At 74.4% G+C, this 20006-nt stretch carries 19 protein-coding genes and 1 pseudogene; 7 read left to right on the forward strand and 13 right to left on the reverse strand.

What is annotated here, in order from left to right:
- The 7 genes from AB0P35_RS34470 to AB0P35_RS34500 form a co-directional block, all read right to left on the reverse strand.
- Positions 1-552, reverse strand: a 552-nt coding sequence (locus AB0P35_RS34470) for a hydrogenase maturation protease (RefSeq protein ID WP_363518764.1), incomplete at its 3' end; no start/stop codon positions are given.
- Positions 549-1940, reverse strand: coding sequence for a hypothetical protein (locus AB0P35_RS34475; RefSeq protein ID WP_363518767.1), 1392 nt, complete (start codon positions 1938-1940; stop codon positions 549-551). The genes AB0P35_RS34475 and AB0P35_RS34470, both read right to left, overlap by 4 nt.
- Entirely contained in the window at positions 1937-2605 is a 669-nt protein-coding gene (locus AB0P35_RS34480; RefSeq protein ID WP_363518770.1) for a DUF6084 family protein, read from the reverse strand. Before AB0P35_RS34480 ends, AB0P35_RS34475 begins: the two co-directional genes overlap by 4 nt.
- The gene (locus tag AB0P35_RS34485; RefSeq protein WP_363518773.1) at positions 2602-3252 is read right to left on the reverse strand and encodes a DUF5947 family protein; all 651 of its coding nucleotides are present in this window, start codon (positions 3250-3252) and stop codon (positions 2602-2604) included. The genes AB0P35_RS34480 and AB0P35_RS34485 overlap by 4 nt, the downstream gene beginning before the upstream one ends.
- On the reverse strand, positions 3249-3761 hold the full coding sequence (locus AB0P35_RS34490; RefSeq protein ID WP_095875979.1) for a hypothetical protein: 513 nt from the start codon (positions 3759-3761) through the stop codon (positions 3249-3251). Before AB0P35_RS34490 ends, AB0P35_RS34485 begins: the two co-directional genes overlap by 4 nt.
- Positions 3761-5536, reverse strand: a complete 1776-nt coding sequence (locus tag AB0P35_RS34495; RefSeq protein ID WP_363518776.1) for a nickel-dependent hydrogenase large subunit — start codon at positions 5534-5536, stop codon at positions 3761-3763. Before AB0P35_RS34495 ends, AB0P35_RS34490 begins: the two co-directional genes overlap by 1 nt.
- Before the next feature lie 82 nt (positions 5537-5618).
- Positions 5619-6704 (reverse strand): hydrogenase expression protein HypE, encoded by a 1086-nt coding sequence (locus tag AB0P35_RS34500; protein ID WP_363518779.1) that lies wholly within the window; start codon positions 6702-6704, stop codon positions 5619-5621.
- 234 nt (positions 6705-6938) lie between these two features.
- Between AB0P35_RS34500 and AB0P35_RS34505 the strand changes: the two genes are divergently transcribed.
- Together AB0P35_RS34505 and AB0P35_RS34510 are read left to right on the forward strand one after the other, a co-directional pair.
- The gene (locus tag AB0P35_RS34505) at positions 6939-7526 is read left to right on the forward strand and encodes an XRE family transcriptional regulator (RefSeq protein ID WP_363518782.1); all 588 of its coding nucleotides are present in this window, start codon (positions 6939-6941) and stop codon (positions 7524-7526) included.
- Between the two features lie 61 nt (positions 7527-7587).
- A pseudogene (locus AB0P35_RS34510) lies at positions 7588-8975 on the forward strand (FAD-binding oxidoreductase).
- Between the two features lie 46 nt (positions 8976-9021).
- Here AB0P35_RS34510 and AB0P35_RS34515 read toward each other — a convergent pair.
- Positions 9022-10023 carry a GNAT family N-acetyltransferase gene (locus tag AB0P35_RS34515; RefSeq protein WP_363518785.1) on the reverse strand — a complete coding sequence of 334 codons (1002 nt, stop codon included), beginning with the start codon at positions 10021-10023 and terminating at the stop codon, positions 9022-9024.
- 43 nt (positions 10024-10066) lie between these two features.
- On the reverse strand, positions 10067-10261 hold the full coding sequence (locus AB0P35_RS34520) for a hypothetical protein (RefSeq protein ID WP_095875973.1): 195 nt from the start codon (positions 10259-10261) through the stop codon (positions 10067-10069).
- A gap of 355 nt (positions 10262-10616) precedes the next feature.
- Between AB0P35_RS34520 and AB0P35_RS34525 the strand changes: the two genes are divergently transcribed.
- Entirely contained in the window at positions 10617-11534 is a 918-nt protein-coding gene (locus AB0P35_RS34525; protein ID WP_363518788.1) for a hypothetical protein, read from the forward strand.
- A gap of 132 nt (positions 11535-11666) precedes the next feature.
- On the opposite strand, the gene AB0P35_RS34530 is transcribed toward AB0P35_RS34525, so the two are convergent.
- Positions 11667-13235 carry a hypothetical protein gene (locus AB0P35_RS34530; RefSeq protein WP_363518791.1) on the reverse strand — a complete coding sequence of 523 codons (1569 nt, stop codon included), beginning with the start codon at positions 13233-13235 and terminating at the stop codon, positions 11667-11669.
- Positions 13236-13307: 72 nt separating this feature from the next.
- A complete protein-coding gene (locus tag AB0P35_RS34535) occupies positions 13308-13982 on the reverse strand; it encodes a hypothetical protein (protein WP_363518794.1) in 675 nt (224 codons plus the stop codon).
- Between the two features lie 171 nt (positions 13983-14153).
- On the opposite strand from AB0P35_RS34535, the gene AB0P35_RS34540 reads away from it, so the two are divergent.
- The 3 genes from AB0P35_RS34540 to AB0P35_RS34550 all read left to right on the forward strand — a co-directional run bounded on the left by AB0P35_RS34540 (position 14154) and on the right by AB0P35_RS34550 (position 16487).
- Positions 14154-14831 (forward strand): hypothetical protein, encoded by a 678-nt coding sequence (locus AB0P35_RS34540; RefSeq protein WP_363518797.1) that lies wholly within the window; start codon positions 14154-14156, stop codon positions 14829-14831.
- 216 nt (positions 14832-15047) lie between these two features.
- The gene (locus AB0P35_RS34545) at positions 15048-15548 is read left to right on the forward strand and encodes an RICIN domain-containing protein (RefSeq protein WP_363518800.1); all 501 of its coding nucleotides are present in this window, start codon (positions 15048-15050) and stop codon (positions 15546-15548) included.
- Positions 15549-15710: 162 nt separating this feature from the next.
- Positions 15711-16487, forward strand: coding sequence for an MBL fold metallo-hydrolase (locus AB0P35_RS34550; RefSeq protein WP_363518803.1), 777 nt, complete (start codon positions 15711-15713; stop codon positions 16485-16487).
- Positions 16488-16551: 64 nt separating this feature from the next.
- Here AB0P35_RS34550 and AB0P35_RS34555 read toward each other — a convergent pair whose 3' ends face one another.
- Positions 16552-17949: an FAD-dependent oxidoreductase gene (locus tag AB0P35_RS34555; RefSeq protein WP_363518806.1), complete on the reverse strand. Its 1398-nt coding sequence runs from the start codon at positions 17947-17949 to the stop codon at positions 16552-16554.
- A gap of 339 nt (positions 17950-18288) precedes the next feature.
- On the opposite strand from AB0P35_RS34555, the gene AB0P35_RS34560 reads away from it, so the two are divergent.
- Positions 18289-19338, forward strand: a complete 1050-nt coding sequence (locus tag AB0P35_RS34560) for an aminoglycoside phosphotransferase family protein (protein WP_363518808.1) — start codon at positions 18289-18291, stop codon at positions 19336-19338.
- 4 nt (positions 19339-19342) lie between these two features.
- Here AB0P35_RS34560 and AB0P35_RS34565 read toward each other — a convergent pair whose 3' ends face one another.
- Positions 19343-20005, reverse strand: coding sequence for a class I SAM-dependent methyltransferase (locus tag AB0P35_RS34565; protein ID WP_363518811.1), 663 nt, complete (start codon positions 20003-20005; stop codon positions 19343-19345).
- Position 20006: the final 1 nt, after the last annotated feature.

Here is a 20006-nt window from a genome sequence, read left to right on the forward strand (position 1 = left end):
GTAGTAGTCCGCGACGATCTTGTTGAACATCGCCGGGTGGGCACGGCCGGTCCGGATGGCGGCGAAGTCGTCCTTGGCGACGGCGACGGCCTCGTCGACGGCCGCGGCGACCGGGGCGCTCAGCCCCATCCCCTCCTCGACCGTCCCGGGCTCGCAGCCGACCACGAACACCTGCCGGGGCGGGCTGCCGCCGGTGCCGGCGGCGAGGGTGGCGAGCAGCGCCAGCACCGCGTCCGGGCCCATCCGGTGGCCGTCCAGGGCGGGTGCCTGCGGCTCGATCGCCCCGGGCGCGGGGGCCTCCAGCAGGTACACGGTGCCGGGCGCTCCGCCGCGTGCGGTGGCGTCCACCAGCACGAGGGTGTCGTAGCCGTCCAGCAGCCGGTAGGCGAGGTGCACGCCGCGCACCCCGATGTCGGCCACCTCGACGCCCTCGGGCAGCGGCCGGCCGGCGAGCCGCCGGACGGCCTCGACGCCGAAGCCGTCGTCGCCGAGGAAGACGTTCCCGACCCCGGCCACCAGGACCCGGCGTTCGGTCTCCGTGCCGTCCGTCATGTCTCCTCCGCGGGGGCGAGCTCGTCCGGCTGGAAGTACAGGAAGCGGCCCTGGGCTCGCCACAGGTCGGCGCCCGGGTCGCCGTCGACGGTGACCGCGACGTGCACCGCGCCGTCGACGTCCTGCAGCACCGCCTCGACCAGGGCGGTGCGGCCCTGCAGGAAGAGGTCCTGGGCGTCGGTGCGGCGCCGTCCGGGCCGCAGCACGACCCGGTCGCCCGCACCGACCGCCCGTCCGTCGATCACCACCCGGTCGGTGGCCGGGTCCACGCCGGGGTCGCCGCCCGGGTCCCACCACGGGGTGTCCGGCCGGACCCCGGGGACGGCGGCCTCGGCCGGCGGGCCGGCGGTCACCTCGCGCAGCGCCCGGACGGCGCCGTGCAGACGCTCCATCACCTCCGGCGGCAGCGAGTCCGCCAGGTCGACGGCGGCGCCGGCCCGCGGGTCGGTGCCGCGCGCCTCGCGCTTCTCCTGCTCGGTCAGCGCCGAGGTGCGCAGCGCCAGGATCTCGTCGATCTCGGTGCCGTCGTACAGGGCGCCGGGGCTCTCCGGTGCCACCTGGGGGTGGTCCTCCAGGATGATCGGCGAGGAGAGCACCACGTCGGCGCGGCCGTCGTCGCCGGCCAGCACCGGCCAGGTGCGCAGGTTCCGGCACTCGGCGACGGCCTCCTTGGCCCACTCCGGCGGGTCGGTCATCGACACGAAGGAGCCGCTGTCCAGGCCGAGCAGCAGGTGCGCGGAGACCAGCGAGTTCGCCAGCGCCTCCTCCCGGCCGTTGTGGGGCCCGGCCGTCCAGGCGGTGGTGTTCTCCACCACGGCGCGCAGCCGGTAGGCGGCGTACGGGCCGGGCAGCGGCTGCAGCCGCACCCGCAGCACCCCGTCGACCTGGGCGCAGCGGCGGACGGTGCGGCCGACCGTCCGCTCGCCCTCGCGGACGGCCTCGATCTCGGTGCGGGCGGGGCAGTGGACGGGTGCCAGCACCTCGCCGGCCAGCAGCTCGTCGACGGTGGCCGACAGCTCGACGCGCTCCTCGACGCCCTCGTCCCAGGGGGTGAGCACCCGGTCGGCGAGCTCCAGCGCCTCGGTGTCCTCGTGGCCGCCGTCCTCGCGCAGCCGCTGCACGGTGCGCCGCTGGACACGCAGGAAGCGCAGTTCGGCCGTCAGGGTGGCGCCGCGGCGCGGCTCCACCAGGAGTTCGGTGCACTGGTCGGGGTGCTCGCCGGTGTCCTGGCCGAAGCCGGGCGGTACCAGGACGCCGAACTGCCAGCGCAGCCGGTTCTTGGCGGCGGACGCCCGGTACGGGTAGAGCACGTAGCCCTCGAACAGTACGGCGTCAGCGATCTGCCGGGCGCCGGCGAACCGCTCGGCGGCGGGGCGGACGGCGGTCATCGCACCCCCTCCCGAGCGAGGGCGGGCCCCGCGGCCGGGGCCGGGGCGGACGCCAGCAGGGCGCGCACCGTGGCCTCCCAGGAGGGCAGGCCGTGCCGGGAGCGGTAGGCGAGCAGCTCGTCCATGGTGTCCTTGGGCAGCCGCAGCCAGCCGCAGCCGGGGAAGTGCTGCTCCATCATCTCCCGCCACACCCGCACCGGGAGCTTCACCCTGGTCTCCTTGTGCCAGGGGACGGGCTGTACGCCGAAGCCGTCCTCGCCGGTGAAGACCGTGCCGGAGAACAGGATCAGCAGCGGTACGTCGCCGTCGGAGAGCGAGGCGAGGTAGCGGGTCGCGGCGATGTCCAGGTCGTAGGTGCAGGGCACCGGCAGCTCCGCGTCGGTGCTGCCGGTGAAGCCGGGCACCAGCAGCGGGACCTGTGCGAACTGGACGGGGTTGAGGCTGGTGCCCCAGCGGGAGCGTTCGCCGAACAGGTCGCCGAGCCGCTCGGCCTCGCCGTCGTCGTAGCTGCGCCGGGCCGGCTCGATCCGCAGCTGGCAGCGGAGCGCGAGGGCGTGCACCCGGGCGCCGCCGGAGCCGATCCGCAGCCGGAAGAGCAGGGTCGGCCCGGCGGCGTACCGGTCGCCCTGCACCCCGGTGCAGTCGAAGGTCAGGTCACAGGTCACGGCTTGTCCTCGGTCAGGGGCCGGGCGAGGCCGGCGAGGCGGTCGAAGAAGCCCTCCAGCTCGGCGCGGGCGGCCGGCCCGCCGTCGAAGCCCTGCCAGTGCAGCCGCATCCGCCCGACCAGCTCGTAGCAGGCGTCGACCGGCACCAGGTGGCAGGTCGTCACGCCGTCGGCGCGGCGGAGCAGCAGCGCCTCCACGTCCGGCTCCAGCATCTCCGCGAGCCCCGTCCGGCCGAGCACGGCCTGCCAGGAGCTCGGGTCGAGCTCGCTCTCGGCCGGTCCGGCCGGGCTGGGGTAGAGCGCGACGAGGCGGTCCAGGGCGGCGTTGCGCAGGAAGAAGACGGTGGAGACCGGGATCTGCAGCGCATCCCAGTCCGCGTCGTCCACGCGGTGCGCCGGGTCGACCAGGTAGCGGCGGGGCACGCTGCGGAAGCGGCCGCCGGCCGCACCCGGGCGGTCGAAGAGCAGGGCGCAGGCCGGGCACGCGCAGGCGAGCGCCCGCTGGGCGGTGTCGGCCAGGTGGCGGTGTTCGGCGGGCAGTTCGGCGCCGCAGAAGGTGCAGCGCTCCGGGCGGGGCGCCGCGGGTGCGCGCAGTCGGCGCAGTACCGCGGCGCCCGCGCCCGGGGCGTCGGTCGGGGACGTGGTCATCCGGCGTCCGCCCCCACCGGGGGCCGCCGCCCGATCTGCAGCAGCGCGGGCTGCGGCGGCGCCTGCTCCAACCGGATGTCCGTCACCTCGGGCGCCCAGCAGGCGAACACGGCCTCGACGTCCCGCCGCAGCGCCTCCTCGCCGCCGCAGCCGCACCCGCCGGGGGCGGTGCGCAGACGCACCGAGCCGGCCTCCGCGGCGTAGCCGATGAGTTCGGCCGGGCGGCCCGGCACGGCGGCGAGCGCCCGCCGGATCCGCTGCTGGACGCTCTCCGGGTGGAGGTCGTGCAGCACCAGCAGCCCGGAGACCACCTGGTCGTCGAGCAGCGCCGCCGGGACGGCGGAGCCGTTCGCGGTCAGCAGGGCGACCAGCCGCGCCAGGCCCTCGCCGTAGAACGCCATGAGTTCGCGGACGAGGTCCTCGGCCGCGGCGACGGACGCCGCGTCCCCCTCGCCGGCCAGGCGGTCCAGGACCTCCTGGACCCGCCGGCCGGCCGTTTCCGCGGTCATCAGGCGAGCCCGCTCAGCCCGGTGGGGACGTGCATCTTCTGCACCGTGCGCCCGTCGCCGACGTACATGTGCACGCCGCAGGGCAGGCACGGGTCGAAGCTGCGCACGGCCCGCATGATGTCGATGCCCTTGAAGTTCTCCGGGGAGTTCTCCTCGAAGATCGGCGTGTTCTGCACCGCGTCCTCGTACGGGCCCGGAGTGCCGTAGCTGTCGCGGACGCTGGCGTTCCACGGGGTCGGCGGGTACGGGTGGTAGTTGGCGATCTTGCCGTCGCGGATCACCATGTGGTGCGAGAGGACGCCGCGGACGGCCTCGGTGAAGCCGCAGCCGATCGACTCGTCCGGCACCTCGAACTTCTCCCAGGTCTGGGTGCGCCCGGCGCGGACCTCCTCCAGTGCCTTCTCGGCGAAGTGCAGGGCGGCCGCGGCGGCGTAGGCCTGGAAGTAGGTGCGGGCCCGGTTGCGCTCCAGCGCGTTGGACCACTGCGGGATCTTCCACTCGAAGGTGGTCTCCGGCTTGGTCATGGTCTTCGGCAGGTTGATGACCACGCTGTGACCGGTGGCCTTGACGTAGCCGATGTCGACCAGACCGGAGAGCGCGGTGGACCACAGGCGGGCGATAGGGCCGCCGCCGGTGTCCAGTGCCAGGTGGTCCTTGCCGTCGAACCAGCGCGGCGACATCACCCAGCTGTACTTGTCGTCGAAGTTCCGCTTCTGCGGCTGCGGGATGGTGTGCTGGTTCCACGGGTGCCGCGGGTCGACCGGGTTGCCGAGCGGGTCGTGGGTGACGAAGAGCTCCTGCCCCTCCCAGTCCTGGTAGTAGGAGCTGCCGAGCAGGATGCGGATGCCCAGGTTGATCTGGGTGAGGTCGTTGGTGACGAGCTTTCCGTCCACGATGACGCCCGGGGTGACGAACATCCGCCGGCCCCAGTCCGTCATGTTCCGGTACGTGAAGTCGCAGTGGTCGGGGTCGTTGAGGCTGCCCCAGCAGCCGAGCAGGATGCGGCGGCGGCCGACCTCCTCGTAGCCGGGCAGGGCCTCGTAGAAGAAGTCGAAGAGGTCGTCGTGGAGCGGCACGACGCGCTTCATGAACTCCACGTAGCGCATCAGCCGGCTGAGGTAGTCGGTGAACAGCTGCACGGTGGCGACCGTGCCGACACCGCCGGGGTAGAGCGTGGAGGGGTGCACGTGGCGGCCCTCCATCAGGCAGAACATCTCCCGGGTGTACCGGCTGACCTGCAGCGCCTCGCGGTAGAACTCGCCCTCGATGGGGTTGAGCGAGCGCATGATGTCGGCGATGGTCTTGTAGCCGTGCTCGGCGGCGTGCGGCGCCTCGGTGCGCTCGGCGCGCTCCAGCACCCCGGGGTTGGTCTCGCGGACCATCTTCTCGCAGTAGTCGACCCCGACCAGGTTCTCCTGGAAGATGTTGTGGTCGAACATGTACTCGGCGGCCTCGCCGAGGTTGATGATCCACTCGCCCAGGTGCGGTGGCTTCACCCCGTACGCCATGTTCTGGGTGTAGACCGAACAGGTGGCGTGGTTGTCGCCGCAGATGCCGCAGATCCGGCTGGTGATGAAGTGCGCGTCGCGCGGGTCCTTGCCGCGCATGAAGACGCTGTAGCCGCGGAAGACCGACGAGGTGCTGTAGCACTCCGCGACCTTCTTCTGCTTGAAATCGATCTTGGTGTGGATGCCCAGGCTGCCCACGATCCGGGTGATCGGGTCCCAGGACATCTCCATCAGGCCGTCGCCGGTCGGCTTCGCTGTCGTCGCCATCGGGAGTGTGTGCCCTTCGTCGTTGCGTCGGGGGGACAGGGGCGGACGCCGCGCGCCTGCGCGCGCGGCGTCCGGGGGTCGGTCACCAGGGGGTGCGGTAACCGGTGGTCAGCTTGCGGCCGGTGCGCCGCCACTTGGGCTCCTTGTCCACCGTCTTCGCGGTGATGGAGCGCAGGCGGCGGATCGCGGCGCCGTAGGCCCCGCTGGCGGTGGCGGAGATCCGGGCGCCCGGGGGCTCGTCCATGAAGGGCATGAACTTGTCCGGGAAGCCGGGCATGGTGCAGGCGATGCAGACGCCGCCCACGTTCGGGCAGCCGCCGACGCCGTTGATCCAGCCGCGCTTGGGCACGTTGCACTTGACGACCGGGCCCCAGCAGCCGAGCTTGACCAGGCACTCCGGCTCGCCGTACGCCTCCGCGAACTGGCCCTGCTCGTAGTAGCCGCCGCGGTCGCAGCCCTCGTGGACGGTCGCGCCGAACAGCCAGGTCGGCCGCAGCTTGTCGTCCAGCGGGATCATCGGCGCCGCGCCGGTCAGCTGGTAGAGCAGGTAGGTCAGCGTCTCGGAGAAGTTGTCCGGCTGGATCGGGCAGCCCGGCACGCAGACGATCGGCAGGCCGGCCTTGGAGGTCCAGTCCCAGCCCAGGTAGTCGGGCACGCCCATGGCGCCGGTCGGGTTGCCCGCCATGGCGTGGATTCCGCCGTACGTGGCACAGGTGCCGATCGCGACCACGGCCGTGGCCTTGGGCGCCAGCCGGTCGAGCCACTCGCTGGTGGTGATCGGCTGGCCGGTCTCAGGGTCGTCGCCGAAGCCGCACCAGTAGCCCTCGGGCTTGATCGACTCGTTCGGGATCGAGCCCTCAACCACCAGGACGAACGGCTCGAGTTCGCCGCGGTCGGCCTTGAAGAACCACTCGACGAAGTTGTCCGCGCCCTGCACCGGGCCGCACTCGAAGTCGATCAGCGGCCAGTGCACGGCGATCTCCGGCAGGCCCGGCAGGGCGCCGGTGACGATCTCCTCGATGCTCGGCTGCATCGCCGCGGTCAGCGAGACCGAGTCGCCGTCACAGCTCAGACCGGCGTTGATCCAGAGGATGTGCACCGGCGGCTGCTTGCCCGCCGGTGTCGTGCCCTGGCCCGCGGCCTGGGCGGTGGTAGCCGTAGCACCCATGTGGATGCCTCCTAGAAACGGGGATGAGACCGGACAAAACGGACTCAACGCTCTTCATAGCAGCGTCCGCACTCCACCGCCCGGGCGAACGGCCGACAGGGTCGCTCGAACGGGCTCAGTCGGTAGCAGGCGCCGGGCCCTTGTGCCGCTGTACCGCGCGGCATACGGTGTGTTCCGCCCCATCGAACAGAGTGTTTGATGGAGCCCCAGACCCGCCGGACGAACCGGGGAGCCATGACGGACCAGAGCACCGGCACCACGGCGGAGGCCGACGCCCGCGCCCTCGGCGCCCGGATCCGCGGCTACCGGGAGGCCCGCGCCCTGTCGCTGCGCGCCCTCGGCGAGGCGGCCGGCGCCAGCCCCGGCTTCCTCAGCCAGGTCGAACGCGGCCTCGCCGGGGCCAGCATCGGCAAGCTCCGCAGGATCGCCGACGCCCTCGGCCTCACCATGGCCGACCTGTTCGACCACTCCGCCCCGGCCGGCCCCCGGGTCGTCCGCCGCGAGCGCCGCCCCGCGCTGCCCACCGCGCCCGGCACCCGCAAGTACCTCGTCTCCCAGCGGCCGCTCGCCCACCTGGAGGTGTATGCGGGGGAGTTCGACCCCGGCGCCTCCACCGGCGAGGAGTCCTACACCCACGGCGACTCCCAGGAGATCCTGCTCGTCCTGGCCGGCACCGTCACCGTCGAACTCGACGGCCACCCCTACACCCTGGACGCCGGCGACAGCCTGGACTACCGCACCGCCACCCCGCACCGGGTGGCCAACCACTCCGACGCCCCCGCCGAAGTGCTCTGGATCGTCAGCCCGCCCACCCCGGACTGACCGCCCCTCACCTCCCGCGCCACCGCCAAGCCACCGCCCAGCCCCCACCCAGGCAGAGAACATGAGCCCCACACAGCCCGCCGGCCCCGCCCGCACCAACGGCAACGTCTCCTTCTGGTACGCCGCGGACGGTCTGCCGGCCCCGCGGCCCGCGCTCGACGGCGACATCGACGTCGACGTCGCCCTCGTCGGCGGCGGCTACACCGCCCTCTGGACGGCCTACTACCTCAAGCGGGCCGAGCCGTCCCTGCGGATCGCCGTCCTGGAGAAGGAGTTCGCCGGCTTCGGCGCCTCCGGCCGCAACGGCGGCTGGCTCACCGCCGCCCTCCCCGGCCAGTTCCGCCGCTACGCCGCGGCGCACGGCCGCCCCGCCGCCGTCGCCATGCAGCGGGCCATGTTCGCCACCGTCGACGAGGTCGTCGCGGCCGCCGCCGCCGAGGGCATCGACGCCGACATCCGCAAGGACGGCGAACTGCACGTCGCCGTCGGCGAGGTCCAGGAACGGCGGATGATCGCCCACCTGCCCGCGCTGCGCGAGGAGGGCTGGGGCGAGGAGGACATGGTCCGGCTCGGCGCCGCCGAACTCGCCGACCGCGTCCGGGTCGCGGGCGCCCGCGGCGCCCTGTGGACCCCGCACTGCGCCCGCATCCACCCGGCCCGACTGGTCCGCGGCCTGGCCGCCGCCGTCGAACGCCTCGGCGTCACCGTGTACGAGGGCACCGAGGTGCTGGAGATCCGCCCCGGCGCCGCCGTCTGCCGACGCGGCACCGTCCGAGCCCGGCACGTGATACGCGCCCTGGAGGGCTTCACCGCAGGACTGCGCGGCCACCGCCGCACCTGGGTGCCGATGAACAGCAGCATGATCGTCACCGCCCCGTTGGACCGGAAGGTCTGGGACGAGATCGGCTGGCAGGGCGCCGAGGTGCTCGGCGACGAGGCGCGCAGCGCACCGCCGACGACCGGATCGCCATCGGCGGCCGCGGTGTCCCCTACCGCTTCGGCTCGCACGTCGACACCAGGGGCGAGACCCACGCCTCGACCCAGCGCCAGCTCGCCGCCCTGCTCGGCCGGCTGTTCCCCGTGGCGGCCGACGCACCGGTCGACCACGCCTGGTCGGGCGTGCTCGGCGTGCCCCGCGACTGGTGCGCCACCGTCCGGTACGACCCGGCGACCGGGCTCGGCGCGGCCGGCGGCTACGTCGGCCACGGCGTCGCCACCGCCAACCTGGCCGGCCGCACCCTGCGCGACCTCGTGCTCGGCCACGACACCGAGCTCACCCGGCTGCCCTGGGTCGGCCGCAGCGTCCGCGGCTGGGAGCCCGAACCGCTGCGCTGGCTCGGCATCCGCGGCCTGTACGTCGCCTACCGCGCCGCCGACCGCCGCGAGGCCGCCGGCCTCGGCCGCACCTCGCTGATCGCCCGCGCCGCGGACCTGGTCAGCGGCCGCTGAGCCGCGCCGCGCCGGGCCCCGGCGCGGTGGCCGTGGGCCGTCGGATTCAGGCCGCGGCGGCCCGCAGCGGCTTCAGCTGGGCGATCCAGGAGTCCTTGACGGTGAATCCGACATGCTCGTACAGACCGAGCGCGCCGGTCGGGGAGTCGGCGTCGACGCCGAGCGAGGCGGTGGCGAACCCGGCCTCGCGAGCCTCCGCCAGGGCCCGCACCAGCAGGGCCGAGGCGATGCCCCGCTTGCGCCCCGCCCGGCGGGTGCCGACCAGCGAGATGTACATGTCCCGCTCGCCGGTCGCCTCGGTGTGCGCCGCGTACTCCTCGGCCAGCACCATGCCCAGCGGGGTGCCGCCGTCGGCCGCGCCGTCCTCGACGTCGTAGGCGACGAACCCCAGGCCGGGGCGGAAGGCCGGACCGGACGTCATGTGCGCCCAGCCCTGCTCGCTCGACTCGGTCGAGCCCCAGTGGTCGCGGAAGGCCTCGTTGCGCACCATCCGGGCGTCCTCGGAACGCTCGGCGGTGAAGCCGCGCAGCTCGATCCCTGGCGGGGCCGGGATGTCCGGCAGCGGCGCCGTCAGGTCCCGGGTCATGCCGTGGAACCACCGGGCGGGCGTGTAGCCGTGCGCCGCGTACAGCTCGGACGCCCGGGCGTTCCGGGCGAGGCTGGAGCTGTAGAGGGTCAGCGGGCGGTCCGGGTAGCGCTCGCGGTGCAGCGGCGGCGCCGCCCGCTCCGCCCAGGCCAGCAGGGCCGCGCCGACGCCCCGCCCGCGGTACGCGGGATGGACGGCGCCCAGGTAGTACATCTGGTGCACCGGATCGGCCTCGGTGCGCGCCTTCAGATAGCCGTAGCCCACCATCGTCGAGCCGTCGTAGAACGCGACCGAGCCGCGGGCGAAGTCGCAGTACGGGTCGGCCAGGTACTCCGCGAGGTCGTCCGGGCCGAGGTGGTCGTCCTCGTGGTCCTCCGCCTCGACGGCGGCCAGCAGCGCCAGCCAGGCATCGAACTGTTCGGCTCCGATCGGCCGCTGTTCGAATGGTTCGTCAGTGCCCATACCGGGGGATTCTGGCCGCCCGGCCCGGGCCTTCGCAAAGGATTTACCGGGCCGTCGGCCCGCTGCCGTTCGCGGCCGCGGTACCGGGGCGGTCCGCCAGCTCGTAGAGGGCGTTCGTGGTCTCCGGGTGCTGGATCTCGTCGAGCAGGTGGTCCTGCTCAGGGTTGCCCGAGTAGCGGAGCGTGGTGACCCGCTCGCTCGTCGCGTCCGCCGCGTCCTTGGGCTCCAGTGAGTTCACCGCGGCCTCCTTCCGGTGACGTCCGGCCCACGCCACCAGTCTAGGGTCGCCCCGCGGCCCGCGACCGCCCACCGGAGGGCCGTGTCGGGGCTGCGGGGCGATTCCCTTCGACGGGTCCCGTCCGGCGGTGGCTCCGGGCGCCCGCCAGGACGCCATCCGGTGCCCCGGATCGTCGACCGTGCCGGCATCCGGCTGTTCGCGGTCGCGGCGGCTTCCTCCCGGCACCTGAACGGACTGCGGTGACCACCGAGTTCACCGCGTCCACGCCGACCACCCGGGGCCGCGGTCCGGCGGGCGGAGGCACCCCCGGGCGTCCGGGCGACGGGCTGTCAGGGGGGTGTGCCAGAGTCTGTGCATGCTCGAGATCGTGGTGAAGACGGAGAACCGGGGCCGGTACGTCCGGGTGTCCGCCGAGGAGCTGGCGGGGCTGGTCCGGCGGATCGGTGCCGAGGGTGACCGGTTCCTGGTGGTGCAACGGATACCCGACCTGCCGGACGTCTTCGCCCAGGTCTGGCACAAGACCGGTGGGGACTACACGCTGGAGCACCGTGACGGAGGCGCCGACCGGCACTTCCAATCCATGGTCGACGGGCCCGAGGCCGTGATCGAGGCACTGACCGGCTGGGCCCGGCAGGACGAGGGCTGGGAAGCCGGCAGGTCCTGGGAGGTGCTGGACATGGGCCCCGCCCCCGAGGTGCCGCCGCTCGACCTCGCCGAGGAGGAGCGCGCGGAGCTGGAGCAGTGCGTCCGCACCGAACTGCTCGGCGGCTACACCACCCGCGCCCGACTGGCCGAGACCGCCGAGTACCACTTCGTCAGCGGGGACCGGCGGCCCGTCTCGCCTGAGCAGGCGCAGGCGCTGGCCGACCGGATGTGGCTGGAGCGCGTCGCCGAGCAGGCCGCGTGGCAGGGTGAGACCGACCCGGAGCGGCTCAGCCGGGCCTTCGCCGCGCTGCAGGAGGCCGGCATCACCGCCCGCGAGAACTTCACCTGCTGCCGCAGCTGCGGGCAGGCCGAGATCGGCGGCGAGGGCGGCCCCGATGCCCGGGGCTTCGTCTACTTCCACACCCAGTGCACCGACTCGGCGGCCGCCGGCCACGGGCTGATGCTGATGTACGGCGGGTTCGACGACACGGAGGAGACCACCGTGGCGGTGGGCCGCGAGGTGGTGGCGGCCCTGCAGGCGGTCGGCCTCCCGACGACGTGGGACGGCGACCCCGCGCGGGCCGTCCACGTCACCCCGCTGGACTGGCGGCGCCGCCTGGTCGGTTAGGCCCTCGCTTGCGAGGCCGACCTCAGCCGGTGTCCGTTTCGGCTGTCGCGTCGGAGGCCGGTCCGGGTGGGCGGGAACGGTGGGGTGATCCGCGCCCACCCGGGGGCGGGTGGTGGGGTTCCGGGGGTGGGATCAGGCCGTGGTGGCCGCGGCGGCGGCGCAGAGGCGGGACATCGCCTCGGGCGGCAGGGCCGGGTTGGCCGCGGCGGCCTCGCGGACCTGCCAGTCAGGGTCGGCGAGCAGGCTGAGCACGGTGTCCGGCGGCAGGGCCGGGTGGCCGGCGGCGGAGCGGCGCGCCCGGGCATCGGCCAGGCAGGGCAGCAGGGCGGCGGCGGTCGCGTGTGGGTGGCGGGCGATCTCGCGGAGGGCCTTCCGGGCGGCCGGGCGGTGCCGGGCCAGCGCCTCCAGCAGGGCGGGTGGCGCGTCCGGGCTGGCGGCGATCGCGGCGTGCACGTGGTCGCCGAAGCGGCGGGCCATGCTGCGCAGGGCGGTCCCGCCGAGCCCCGGGTGGCCGGCGACGGACGCGGCGACCTTGGCGTCCGGGTCGGCGGCCAGCGTGTCGCGGACCTCGGACGGCAGGTCGCGCCGCCGGGCGACCAGCATCCGTACCCGGGCGTCGGCCGAGCCGGCGAGCTCCCGTGTCTCGGCGGGAGAGGCGCCGGCGATCCTCGGTAACAGCTCCGGTCCGACCCGGACGCTCGCCGCCGTCCGGGCGAGGAGGTCGAGCGGGAGGCGGGGGTGGTGGGCGAGGGCGCGGAGCACGGCGGCGTCCGGGTCGACGGCGAGCCTGCGGAGCACGGCCTCGCCGACCGCCGGGTTCCCGGCGAGGGCGGTCCGCACCCAGGCGGTGGTGTCGCCGGCCAGCCAGGCGTACTCCTCGGGCGGCAGGTCGGTGCGCCCGGCCAGTGCCTGACGCAGCATCATCGACGGGTGTCCGACCAGGCGGGCGGCGGCGTCCGCGGGAGTGCTCGGATTGCCCAGCGCCGCGTACCGGATCGCGTGCAGGGCGGACTCGTGCCCGCCGAGGCACCCCGCGCCCGGCGGCAGCTCGCAGTCGCCGAGCGGGCAGTCGAGCGGGTGCGGGAACGGGACGTCCCGGCGCTCGCAGACGTCGCACCACCGGGCCGGGGGCAGCCCCTCGCCGGTGAGAAGCGCGGCCAGCACGGCCGGCGGGGTCGCCTCGTTGGCCGCCGCCCCGAGCCGGACCCGGGCGTGCGGGTGTGCCGCCAGCCGGGCGGCCAGCTCCGGCGGCGCGTGACGGGCGAGTTCCTCGACGACGTCCGTCTCGGGGTCGCCGGCCAGCGTCTCGGCGACGTCCGGCGGAAGACCGGGGCAGCCGGCGAGTCGTTCCCGGCGGGCCGGGTCGGGGTCGGCGGCCAGGCGGGCGGCCCAGGAGGGATCGCCGCGGCCCTCGTCCAGCAGGGCGATGGCCGCGTCCGGTTGAGCGGCGGGGTCGGTGTCGGCCGCGCGGAGGTGCCCGTTGTAGGCGAGCGCGACGGCGGCCGAGTCGTCGAGGCCGGCGAGGGCGGCGGTCTGGGCCCGGCTCAGGTCCGGGCGGTCGGCGAGGGCCGAGGCGAGCAGGAGACAGAGGTCCTCGTCCGCCTCGCCGGTCGGGGGCCAGGCCAGGCGGTCGATGAGACGGTCCACCAGATGGGGTGGCAGCGCGGGGTTGGCGGCGAGTCCGCTCAGAAGGTGCAGCACCCGGGGAATCCTGTCAGAGGAGGCTCGGCGGCGGGTCCGATTCGGTCTCGCCCCGTGCGGAGCCTTGACAGGTCAGCCGGGCACCTCGGCGGCGGCGCGGAACTGGCGCGCGTGGGCAGCCAGTTCCTCCACGGTGGGACCGCCGGCGGCGCCCGTCTCGGTGTAGGTGACCAGCATGCTGCCGTCCACCCAGGTGCACTGGCCCGCACCGCTGCTCTCCGGGACGGTGCCGCAGGCCATCGCGCCGCCGCGCGGGCCGGGGTCGACGCTGCGGACGCCGTCCAGCCGCACGCCGGCGCGGGCCGCGGCGTCGAGGTGCTCCCGCAGTACCCGCTCCGGGGCGAAGACGTGCCGGTGGACGCCGAGCGCCGTCACCCTGACGGAACTGCCGTCGGTGTACCGGGCGGTGATCGGCCCGTGGCCGCGCGAGACACCGGTGCGGTACGCGCCGAGCGGCCCGGTGGACTGCGTCACGGTGGTGGAGGTCACCCGGACCGTGTTCGGGCCGTCCTGTTCGGTGGTCAGGGGCCGGAAGGTCGGCGGTGCGACGAAGCGGTGGGCGCCGAGCGCGGCGAAGTTCGCCCGGTACGCGTACCCGAGGCCGCCGGCGGCCACGAACAGGGCAGCCGGTGCCACGGCCGCCGCTCGGCCGCGCAGCGCGCGGCCCCGGGCCGGCCGCACCTGCTCGGGGGCGGCCATCGGCGTGTCGGGCCGGACGGCCCTCTCGTCGCGCGGTGTGTCGGTCATGTCCCCCCGGAGCCGGTCGTGGTGGCAGCTGCCGCCGAGCGCATCAGGACGAGCCGAGCGGGCGCACGATCGATTGCCCCGATCGTCCTCGGCCGTCCGCAAGTCTCCGTGTCGGATCGTTACCGGCCGCCGGTGGCGGCGCTGTCGGTGGCGTGTGGCACAGTGCCGCGCATGGAGAACGACCTGCACGGCGAGGCCCTGATCGAGCGCGTCATCGCGAAGGTGCGCGAGGACGGCTGGGCGACGGCCGACATGCCGGACCTCGCCGACGAGCCGGTGCCGCTGCCCGCCGAGGCCATCGACCGGCTCCGGATGCCCGGCGGGCGCCCGCTGCCGCCCAGCCTGCGGCGCTGGCTGGCCTTCGACTCCGCGCTGCCGGTGGGCCTCGGCTGGTACCCCGAGCCGTCCTCGCCCGACCTCGGTGGCGGCTCCCTCGCGGAGACCGCCGACGAGCTGTACGGCTTCGACACCGGCACGACCGTGTGGTCGGAGATGTTCGCCGAGTTCGAGGCGCTGCTGCCGGGGCGCTGCCTGCCGCTGGTCGGCGGCTGCGACTCACGGCGGCTGCTGTACATCGGCGAGCCCGACTCGGCGGGGGAGTACCCGGTGCTGGTCACCGACCTCGACGACATGCCGTACGTGGCGGTGATGTACCCGGGGCTGGACGTGTACCTCGCCGACGAGGCCGGCCTGCTCGACCTGGACTTCGACACCTACACCGGTCTGATGGACCATCCGGTCTACGGCGCCCGGATGCGGGAGCACGCCGAGCGGACGCGGCTGGGCAGCGATGGGCTGGAGATCCAGGACCTGCCCTTCCTGGACGAGGACGCGGCCCCGGCGTCCTGACGCACCGTACGCGCCCCGCGCGGCCCGCACCGGGCCGCGCGGGAGGCCGCCGTGCCGCGGCCCGGTCCGGCCACCGGCGGCTCCGCTCCACGGGTGGGTCGATTTGTGGCGATCTAGCATCGTTCGAGAACGGAACGTGGCTGTGCGTCAGGCCGTCCGGTCCGTACCGCTGCCGTCCCCAAGGCCTGCGGACCCCTCTCGAAAGGATCCACCGCCGTGCGTGTGCCCACCCCCGCGAGACTCCTGCTGCCGGCGCTGAGCGCCGCCCTCTCCGTGCCGCTGCTGACCGCCGCCCCCGCCGCGGCGACGCCGCCGGCCGAGTTCGGGGAGCTCGTGCAGTTCAAGAGCGCCAAGTTCGGCAAGTGCATCTTCGACACGCCCGGCGGCGGCGACAACTACAAGCTGCGCGACTGCCACGCGGACGACCTGCGGCAGCAGTTCGCCCGGGACCTGCTCGGCGACGGGTCGATCGTCTACAAGGGCGTCGCCTCCGGCCAGTGCCTGGACAACAACGGCACGGCGGCCTACGCCCACGACTGCAACAGCAGCGGCTACCAGCACTGGTGGGAGAAGAACAAGGCCGGACCGGTGATCACCCTGCAGAACCAGCAGACCCTGCAGTGCCTCGACAGCGACGGTGAGAACGTCTACGTCCACGAGTGCGGCGAGCTGACCAACCCGAACCAGCGCTGGCAGATCATCACCCTGCCGTCCTGAGCGAGGCGGCGGCCGGGGGCGCGCGGGTGTCGTTCGGACAACCCCTGCGCGCCACCGCACCACCCCGGCCGTGGCCAGGTCGTGCGCCGTCGCGGGAACAACCGCGATCGCCGCGGGCTTGTCCCCGGTGTACCGAGATCATCGGCTGAAGGGGACCGGGCCATGACCACCTTGACCGTCCGTTACATCGGCGGGCCGACCGCCGTCCTGGAGCTCGGCGGCGTCCGGCTGCTCACCGATCCGACCTTCGACGGGCCCGGCTCCCACCCGGTCGGCGCCCGCAGCCTGACCAAGACGGCCGGCCCGGGGCTGCCGCTCGCCGAGGTCGGCCCGGTGGACGCCGTCCTGCTCTCGCACGACCACCACCCGGACAACCTCGACGCCTCCGGCCGCGAGCTGGTCACCGGTGGCGCGGTGCCGACGGTGCTGTCGACCGGCTCGGCGGCCGACCGGCTCGGCGGGGTGGTCCGGGCGCTGCCCAACTGGGCGCACACCGTGCTGCCCCGGCCCGACGGCGGCTCGCTCCGCGTCACCGGCGTGCCCGCGTTGCACGGCCCGCAGGGCAGCGAGCCGCTGGTCGGCGAGGTCACCGGATTCGTGCTCTCCGGCGGAGGCCTGCCCACCGTCTACGTGAGCGGCGACAACGCCTCGCTGGACATCGTCCGCGAGATCGCCGACCGGGTCGGACCGGTCGACGTCGCGCTGATTTTCGCGGGCGCGGCCCGCACCCCGCTGATCCCGGACGCGCCGCTCACCCTCACCAGCGCACAGGCCGCCGAGGCCGCCGCGATCCTCGGCGCCCGCCACGTCGTGCCGCTGCACTTCGAGCACTGGACGCACTTCACCGAGGACGGCGACGCGCTCACCAAGGCCTTCGACACCGCCGGGCTGGCCGACCGCCTGCACCGCCTCGCCCCGGGGGCACACGTCCGGCTCTGAGCAGGGCGACGGCCCGGGGCCGCGGAGCCCGTCCGCCGTCCCGGGCCGTCCCGGCGTGGTCCGCTCACTCGCCCGCGGCGGGCTCCCGGCCGACCGTCAGCGAGCTGCCGGAGGCGCGCAGCATCCCGTCGCGGGGGACGACCTTGATCCGCTCCCGGCCCTCGCGCTCGCCGAGCGCCCGCTCGTGCGCGTCCAGGCGCTGCCAGCCCTCCCAGGTCGTGTAGTCGACGCCGCGCTCCTCGAGGAAGGCCACCACCGCGTCCTCGGCCGGCGACTCGGCGAGCCGCAGCAGCCCGGCCCGCTGGTCCGCGACCAGGCAGGCGACGGTCTCGTTGGCATCGCCCTTGGTGTGCCCGATCAGGCCGACCGGACCGCGCTTGACCCAGCCGGTGACGTACGTGGACGGCAGGTGCGCCCCGGCCTCCAGCACCCGGCCGGCCTCGTGCGGGACGGTCGCCGCGATGCTGTCGAAGGGCAGCTTCGGCAGCTCGTCCGACTTGTAGCCGACCGCGCGGTACACCGCCTGGACGTCCCAGTCCTGGAAGACACCGGTGCCCTTGGTGTCGCCGGTGCCGTCGAGGGCGGTGCGCTCGGTGCGCAGGCCCACCACCCGGCCGTCCTCGCCGAGGATCTCCACCGGGGACTCGAAGAAGTGCAGGTGGATCCGGTGCGGGCGGTCGCCGGTGTCGCGGATCGCCCAGTTCTCCAGCGTCGAGGCCACCATGTCGGCCTGCTTGTTGCCGCGCCGGGTGGCGATCGAGCCGTCGTCGTAGTCGATGTCCTCCGGGTCGACGATCACCTCGATGGTCGGGGAGTGGTCGAGCTCGCGCAGCTCCATCGGGCTGAACTTGGCCTGCGCCGGGCCGCGCCGCCCGAAGACGTGGATCTCCACGGCCCGGTTCGCGGCCAGGCCGTCGTACACGTTGCCCGGGATCTCGGTGGGCAGCAGCTCGTCCGCCGTCTTGGCCAGGATGCGGGCCACGTCGAGAGCGACGTTGCCGACACCGAGCACCGCGACCTTCTCGGCCTCCAGCGGCCAGCTGCGGGGCACGTCCGGGTGGCCGTCGTACCAGGAGACGAAGTCGGCCGCGCCGTACGAGCCGTCCAGCTCGATGCCGGGTATCAGGAGGTCGCGGTCGGCCACCGCGCCGGTCGCGAAGACCAGGGCGTCGTAGAAGCGGTGCAGGTCGTCGAGGGCGAGGTCGCCGGGGTAGTCGACGTTGCCGAAGAACCGGACCTGAGGCTTGTCGAGCACCTGGTGCAGGGCGGTGACGATGCCCTTGATCCGCGGGTGGTCGGGCGCCACGCCGTAGCGGATCAGCCCGAAGGGGGCGGGCAGCCGCTCCAGGATGTCGATCGAGACACCGGGCTCGGCGGCGAGGTCGGACTTGAGCAGGGCGTCGGCCGCGTACACACCGGCGGGGCCGGCTCCGACGATCGCGACCCGGACGGGGCGGGACATGGCGGCATCCTTCGGCAGGGGCGGGCCGCGGACGACCCGGGAACGGACGGCGGAGAGGTTTCCGAGTGCCACCTTCGCCGCCGCGGCCGCGCCGCGGTACATACCTCTGCTTTATGGCCCCATAGGTTTGACTTATGGATGGGCCGGAACGCTTCTGCCGTCGGCCCTCCTCTCGGGCAGCGTACAGCGACCGCCCCCGGCCGGTGCACGCTGCTTATTTCAAGGCTCGACAAAAGTGGGCGCGGCGGCGCTAGACTCCCGGACGGCGCTGCCTTCGGGGCGCTGTCCCGCCGCGTGTCGCGGCGTCCGAGGATCCCGTGCCGACCACCGAGGAGCGCCATGTCCGCCGCCGCCATGTCTGCCGCCGCTGTGACCGCTGCCGCCGTGACCGACGGGGCCGAGCAGGAACGTGTGGAGCGATGCGTCCGGCAGGTGCTCGGCGCGGTACGGGTGACCGGTGGGCGGGCGCTGCACGGCGGGCTCTACAACTCCGCCCGGCTGGTCGAACTCGCCGACGGCCGACGCCTGGTGCTCAAGGCCGCGCCGCCCGCCGACGCGCCCGCGCTCACCCACGAGCAGGGCCTGCTCGGCACCGAGACACTCTTCCACCGGCTCGCGGCCCCCACCGGCGCGCCCGTCCCCGCCGTCCTGCACCACGAACCGGCCGGCCCCGAGAACTCCGGCGAGTGGCTGCTGCTCGGCTACCTCGACGGCGCCACCTGGGACGAGCTGCGGAACGAGCTGACACCGGAGCACCGGGCCGCGCTGCGCCGCGAGTTGGGTGCGGCCGCCGCCCGGATCGCCACCGCCACCGGCCCGCGCTTCGGCTACCCGCAGCCCGTCCCCGGCCTGCAGGGCACCGACTGGCCGGAGGCGTTCACCGGCATGCTGCAGGCCGTACTCGCCGACGCCGCCCGCTTCGACGTGCCGCTCCCCGCGCCCGCCGACACCCTGGCCGGCCTGCCGGAACGGTTCGCCGAGGCACTGGCCGACGTCCGCCGACCCGCCCTCGTCCACTTCGACGCCTGGGAGGGCAACCTCGTCGTCACCCGCGACCCCGAGGGCGGCCCGCGCCTCGGCGGCCTCATCGACGGCGAACGCGCCTTCTTCGGCGACCCGCTCGCCGAACTCGTCGGCCTCGACCCGCTCGGCACCCCCGAGGGCGACCCCGACCTGATGGCGGGCTACCGGAGCGTCACCCCCGCCCTCGCCACCGACAGCCCGTCCGCCCGGGCACGCCTGGCGCTCTACCGCATCTACCTCGCGCTCGTCATGCGGGTGGAGAGCGCGCCCCGCGGCTACGCCCCCGACCACACCGCCTGGCTGCTCTCCTGGTCGGCCGACCGCGTCACCGAGCAACTGGCCGTCCTCGCCGCGCTCGACCGTTAGGCCGTCAGTCGGCGGGTTGACGACGGGCGAGCAGATGCGCCTGGGGGCCGGGGCGTTCGCCCTCGTACGGGGCGCGGACGGACCGGGCGACCTCCGGGAGGCCGGCGTCCGCCAGGAGTGCGGCGAGTGCGTCCGGCCACCAGCGGTAGGCGAGTGCCACCTTGTGGTCGAAGGCCTCGACCGGTGGGACGGGTCGGTCGACGGCCTGGAAGGCCAGCAGCAGATGTCCGCCCGGTGCCAGCAGCCGGTGGAACTCGGCGAACACCGCCGGCAGCTCCTCCGGCGGGGTGTGGATCAGGGAGTAGCGGGCGAGGATGCCGCCGAGCGAGCCGTCGGCGAGCCCGAGGTCGGCCATCGAGCCCTCCTCGAACCGCAGTTCGGGGTGCCTCGACCGGGCGATCGCGACCATGGCCGGTGCCAGGTCCACCCCGAACGCCATCAGCCCCAGATCCCGCAGGTGTGCCGTCACATGGCCTGGCCCGCAGCCGAGATCGGCCACCGGGCCGCCGCCCTGCTGCCGCGCCAGCTCGGCGAAGGCCGCGAGCATCGCCCGGTCCAGCGGGTACCCGGCGAGGTCGTCCGCGAACAGTTCGGTGTAGCGCACGGCCACCGCGTCGTACGCGGACCGGGTGGTGTCGAGGTGGTCGGAGCCGGAGGTCTCGGTCATG

The organism is Kitasatospora sp. NPDC085879, from assembly GCF_040686255.1.
Classification (GTDB): Bacteria; Actinomycetota; Actinomycetes; order Streptomycetales; family Streptomycetaceae; genus Kitasatospora.

Coding starts and splice junctions, on each gene's coding strand:
- AB0P35_RS34475 (WP_363518767.1), bottom strand. CDS start 1,940: ATGACCGCCGTCCGCCCCGCCGCCGAGCGGTTCGCCGGCGCCCGGCAG.
- AB0P35_RS34485 (WP_363518773.1), bottom strand. CDS start 3,252: ATGACCACGTCCCCGACCGACGCCCCGGGCGCGGGCGCCGCGGTACTG.
- AB0P35_RS34490 (WP_095875979.1), bottom strand. CDS start 3,761: ATGACCGCGGAAACGGCCGGCCGGCGGGTCCAGGAGGTCCTGGACCGC.
- AB0P35_RS34495 (WP_363518776.1), bottom strand. CDS start 5,536: ATGGCGACGACAGCGAAGCCGACCGGCGACGGCCTGATGGAGATGTCC.
- AB0P35_RS34500 (WP_363518779.1), bottom strand. CDS start 6,704: ATGGGTGCTACGGCTACCACCGCCCAGGCCGCGGGCCAGGGCACGACA.
- AB0P35_RS34505 (WP_363518782.1), top strand. CDS start 6,939: ATGACGGACCAGAGCACCGGCACCACGGCGGAGGCCGACGCCCGCGCC.
- AB0P35_RS34515 (WP_363518785.1), bottom strand. CDS start 10,023: ATGGGCACTGACGAACCATTCGAACAGCGGCCGATCGGAGCCGAACAG.
- AB0P35_RS34525 (WP_363518788.1), top strand. CDS start 10,617: ATGCTCGAGATCGTGGTGAAGACGGAGAACCGGGGCCGGTACGTCCGG.
- AB0P35_RS34535 (WP_363518794.1), bottom strand. CDS start 13,982: ATGACCGACACACCGCGCGACGAGAGGGCCGTCCGGCCCGACACGCCG.
- AB0P35_RS34540 (WP_363518797.1), top strand. CDS start 14,154: ATGGAGAACGACCTGCACGGCGAGGCCCTGATCGAGCGCGTCATCGCG.
- AB0P35_RS34550 (WP_363518803.1), top strand. CDS start 15,711: ATGACCACCTTGACCGTCCGTTACATCGGCGGGCCGACCGCCGTCCTG.
- AB0P35_RS34555 (WP_363518806.1), bottom strand. CDS start 17,949: ATGTCCCGCCCCGTCCGGGTCGCGATCGTCGGAGCCGGCCCCGCCGGT.
- AB0P35_RS34560 (WP_363518808.1), top strand. CDS start 18,289: ATGTCCGCCGCCGCCATGTCTGCCGCCGCTGTGACCGCTGCCGCCGTG.
- AB0P35_RS34565 (WP_363518811.1), bottom strand. CDS start 20,005: ATGACCGAGACCTCCGGCTCCGACCACCTCGACACCACCCGGTCCGCG.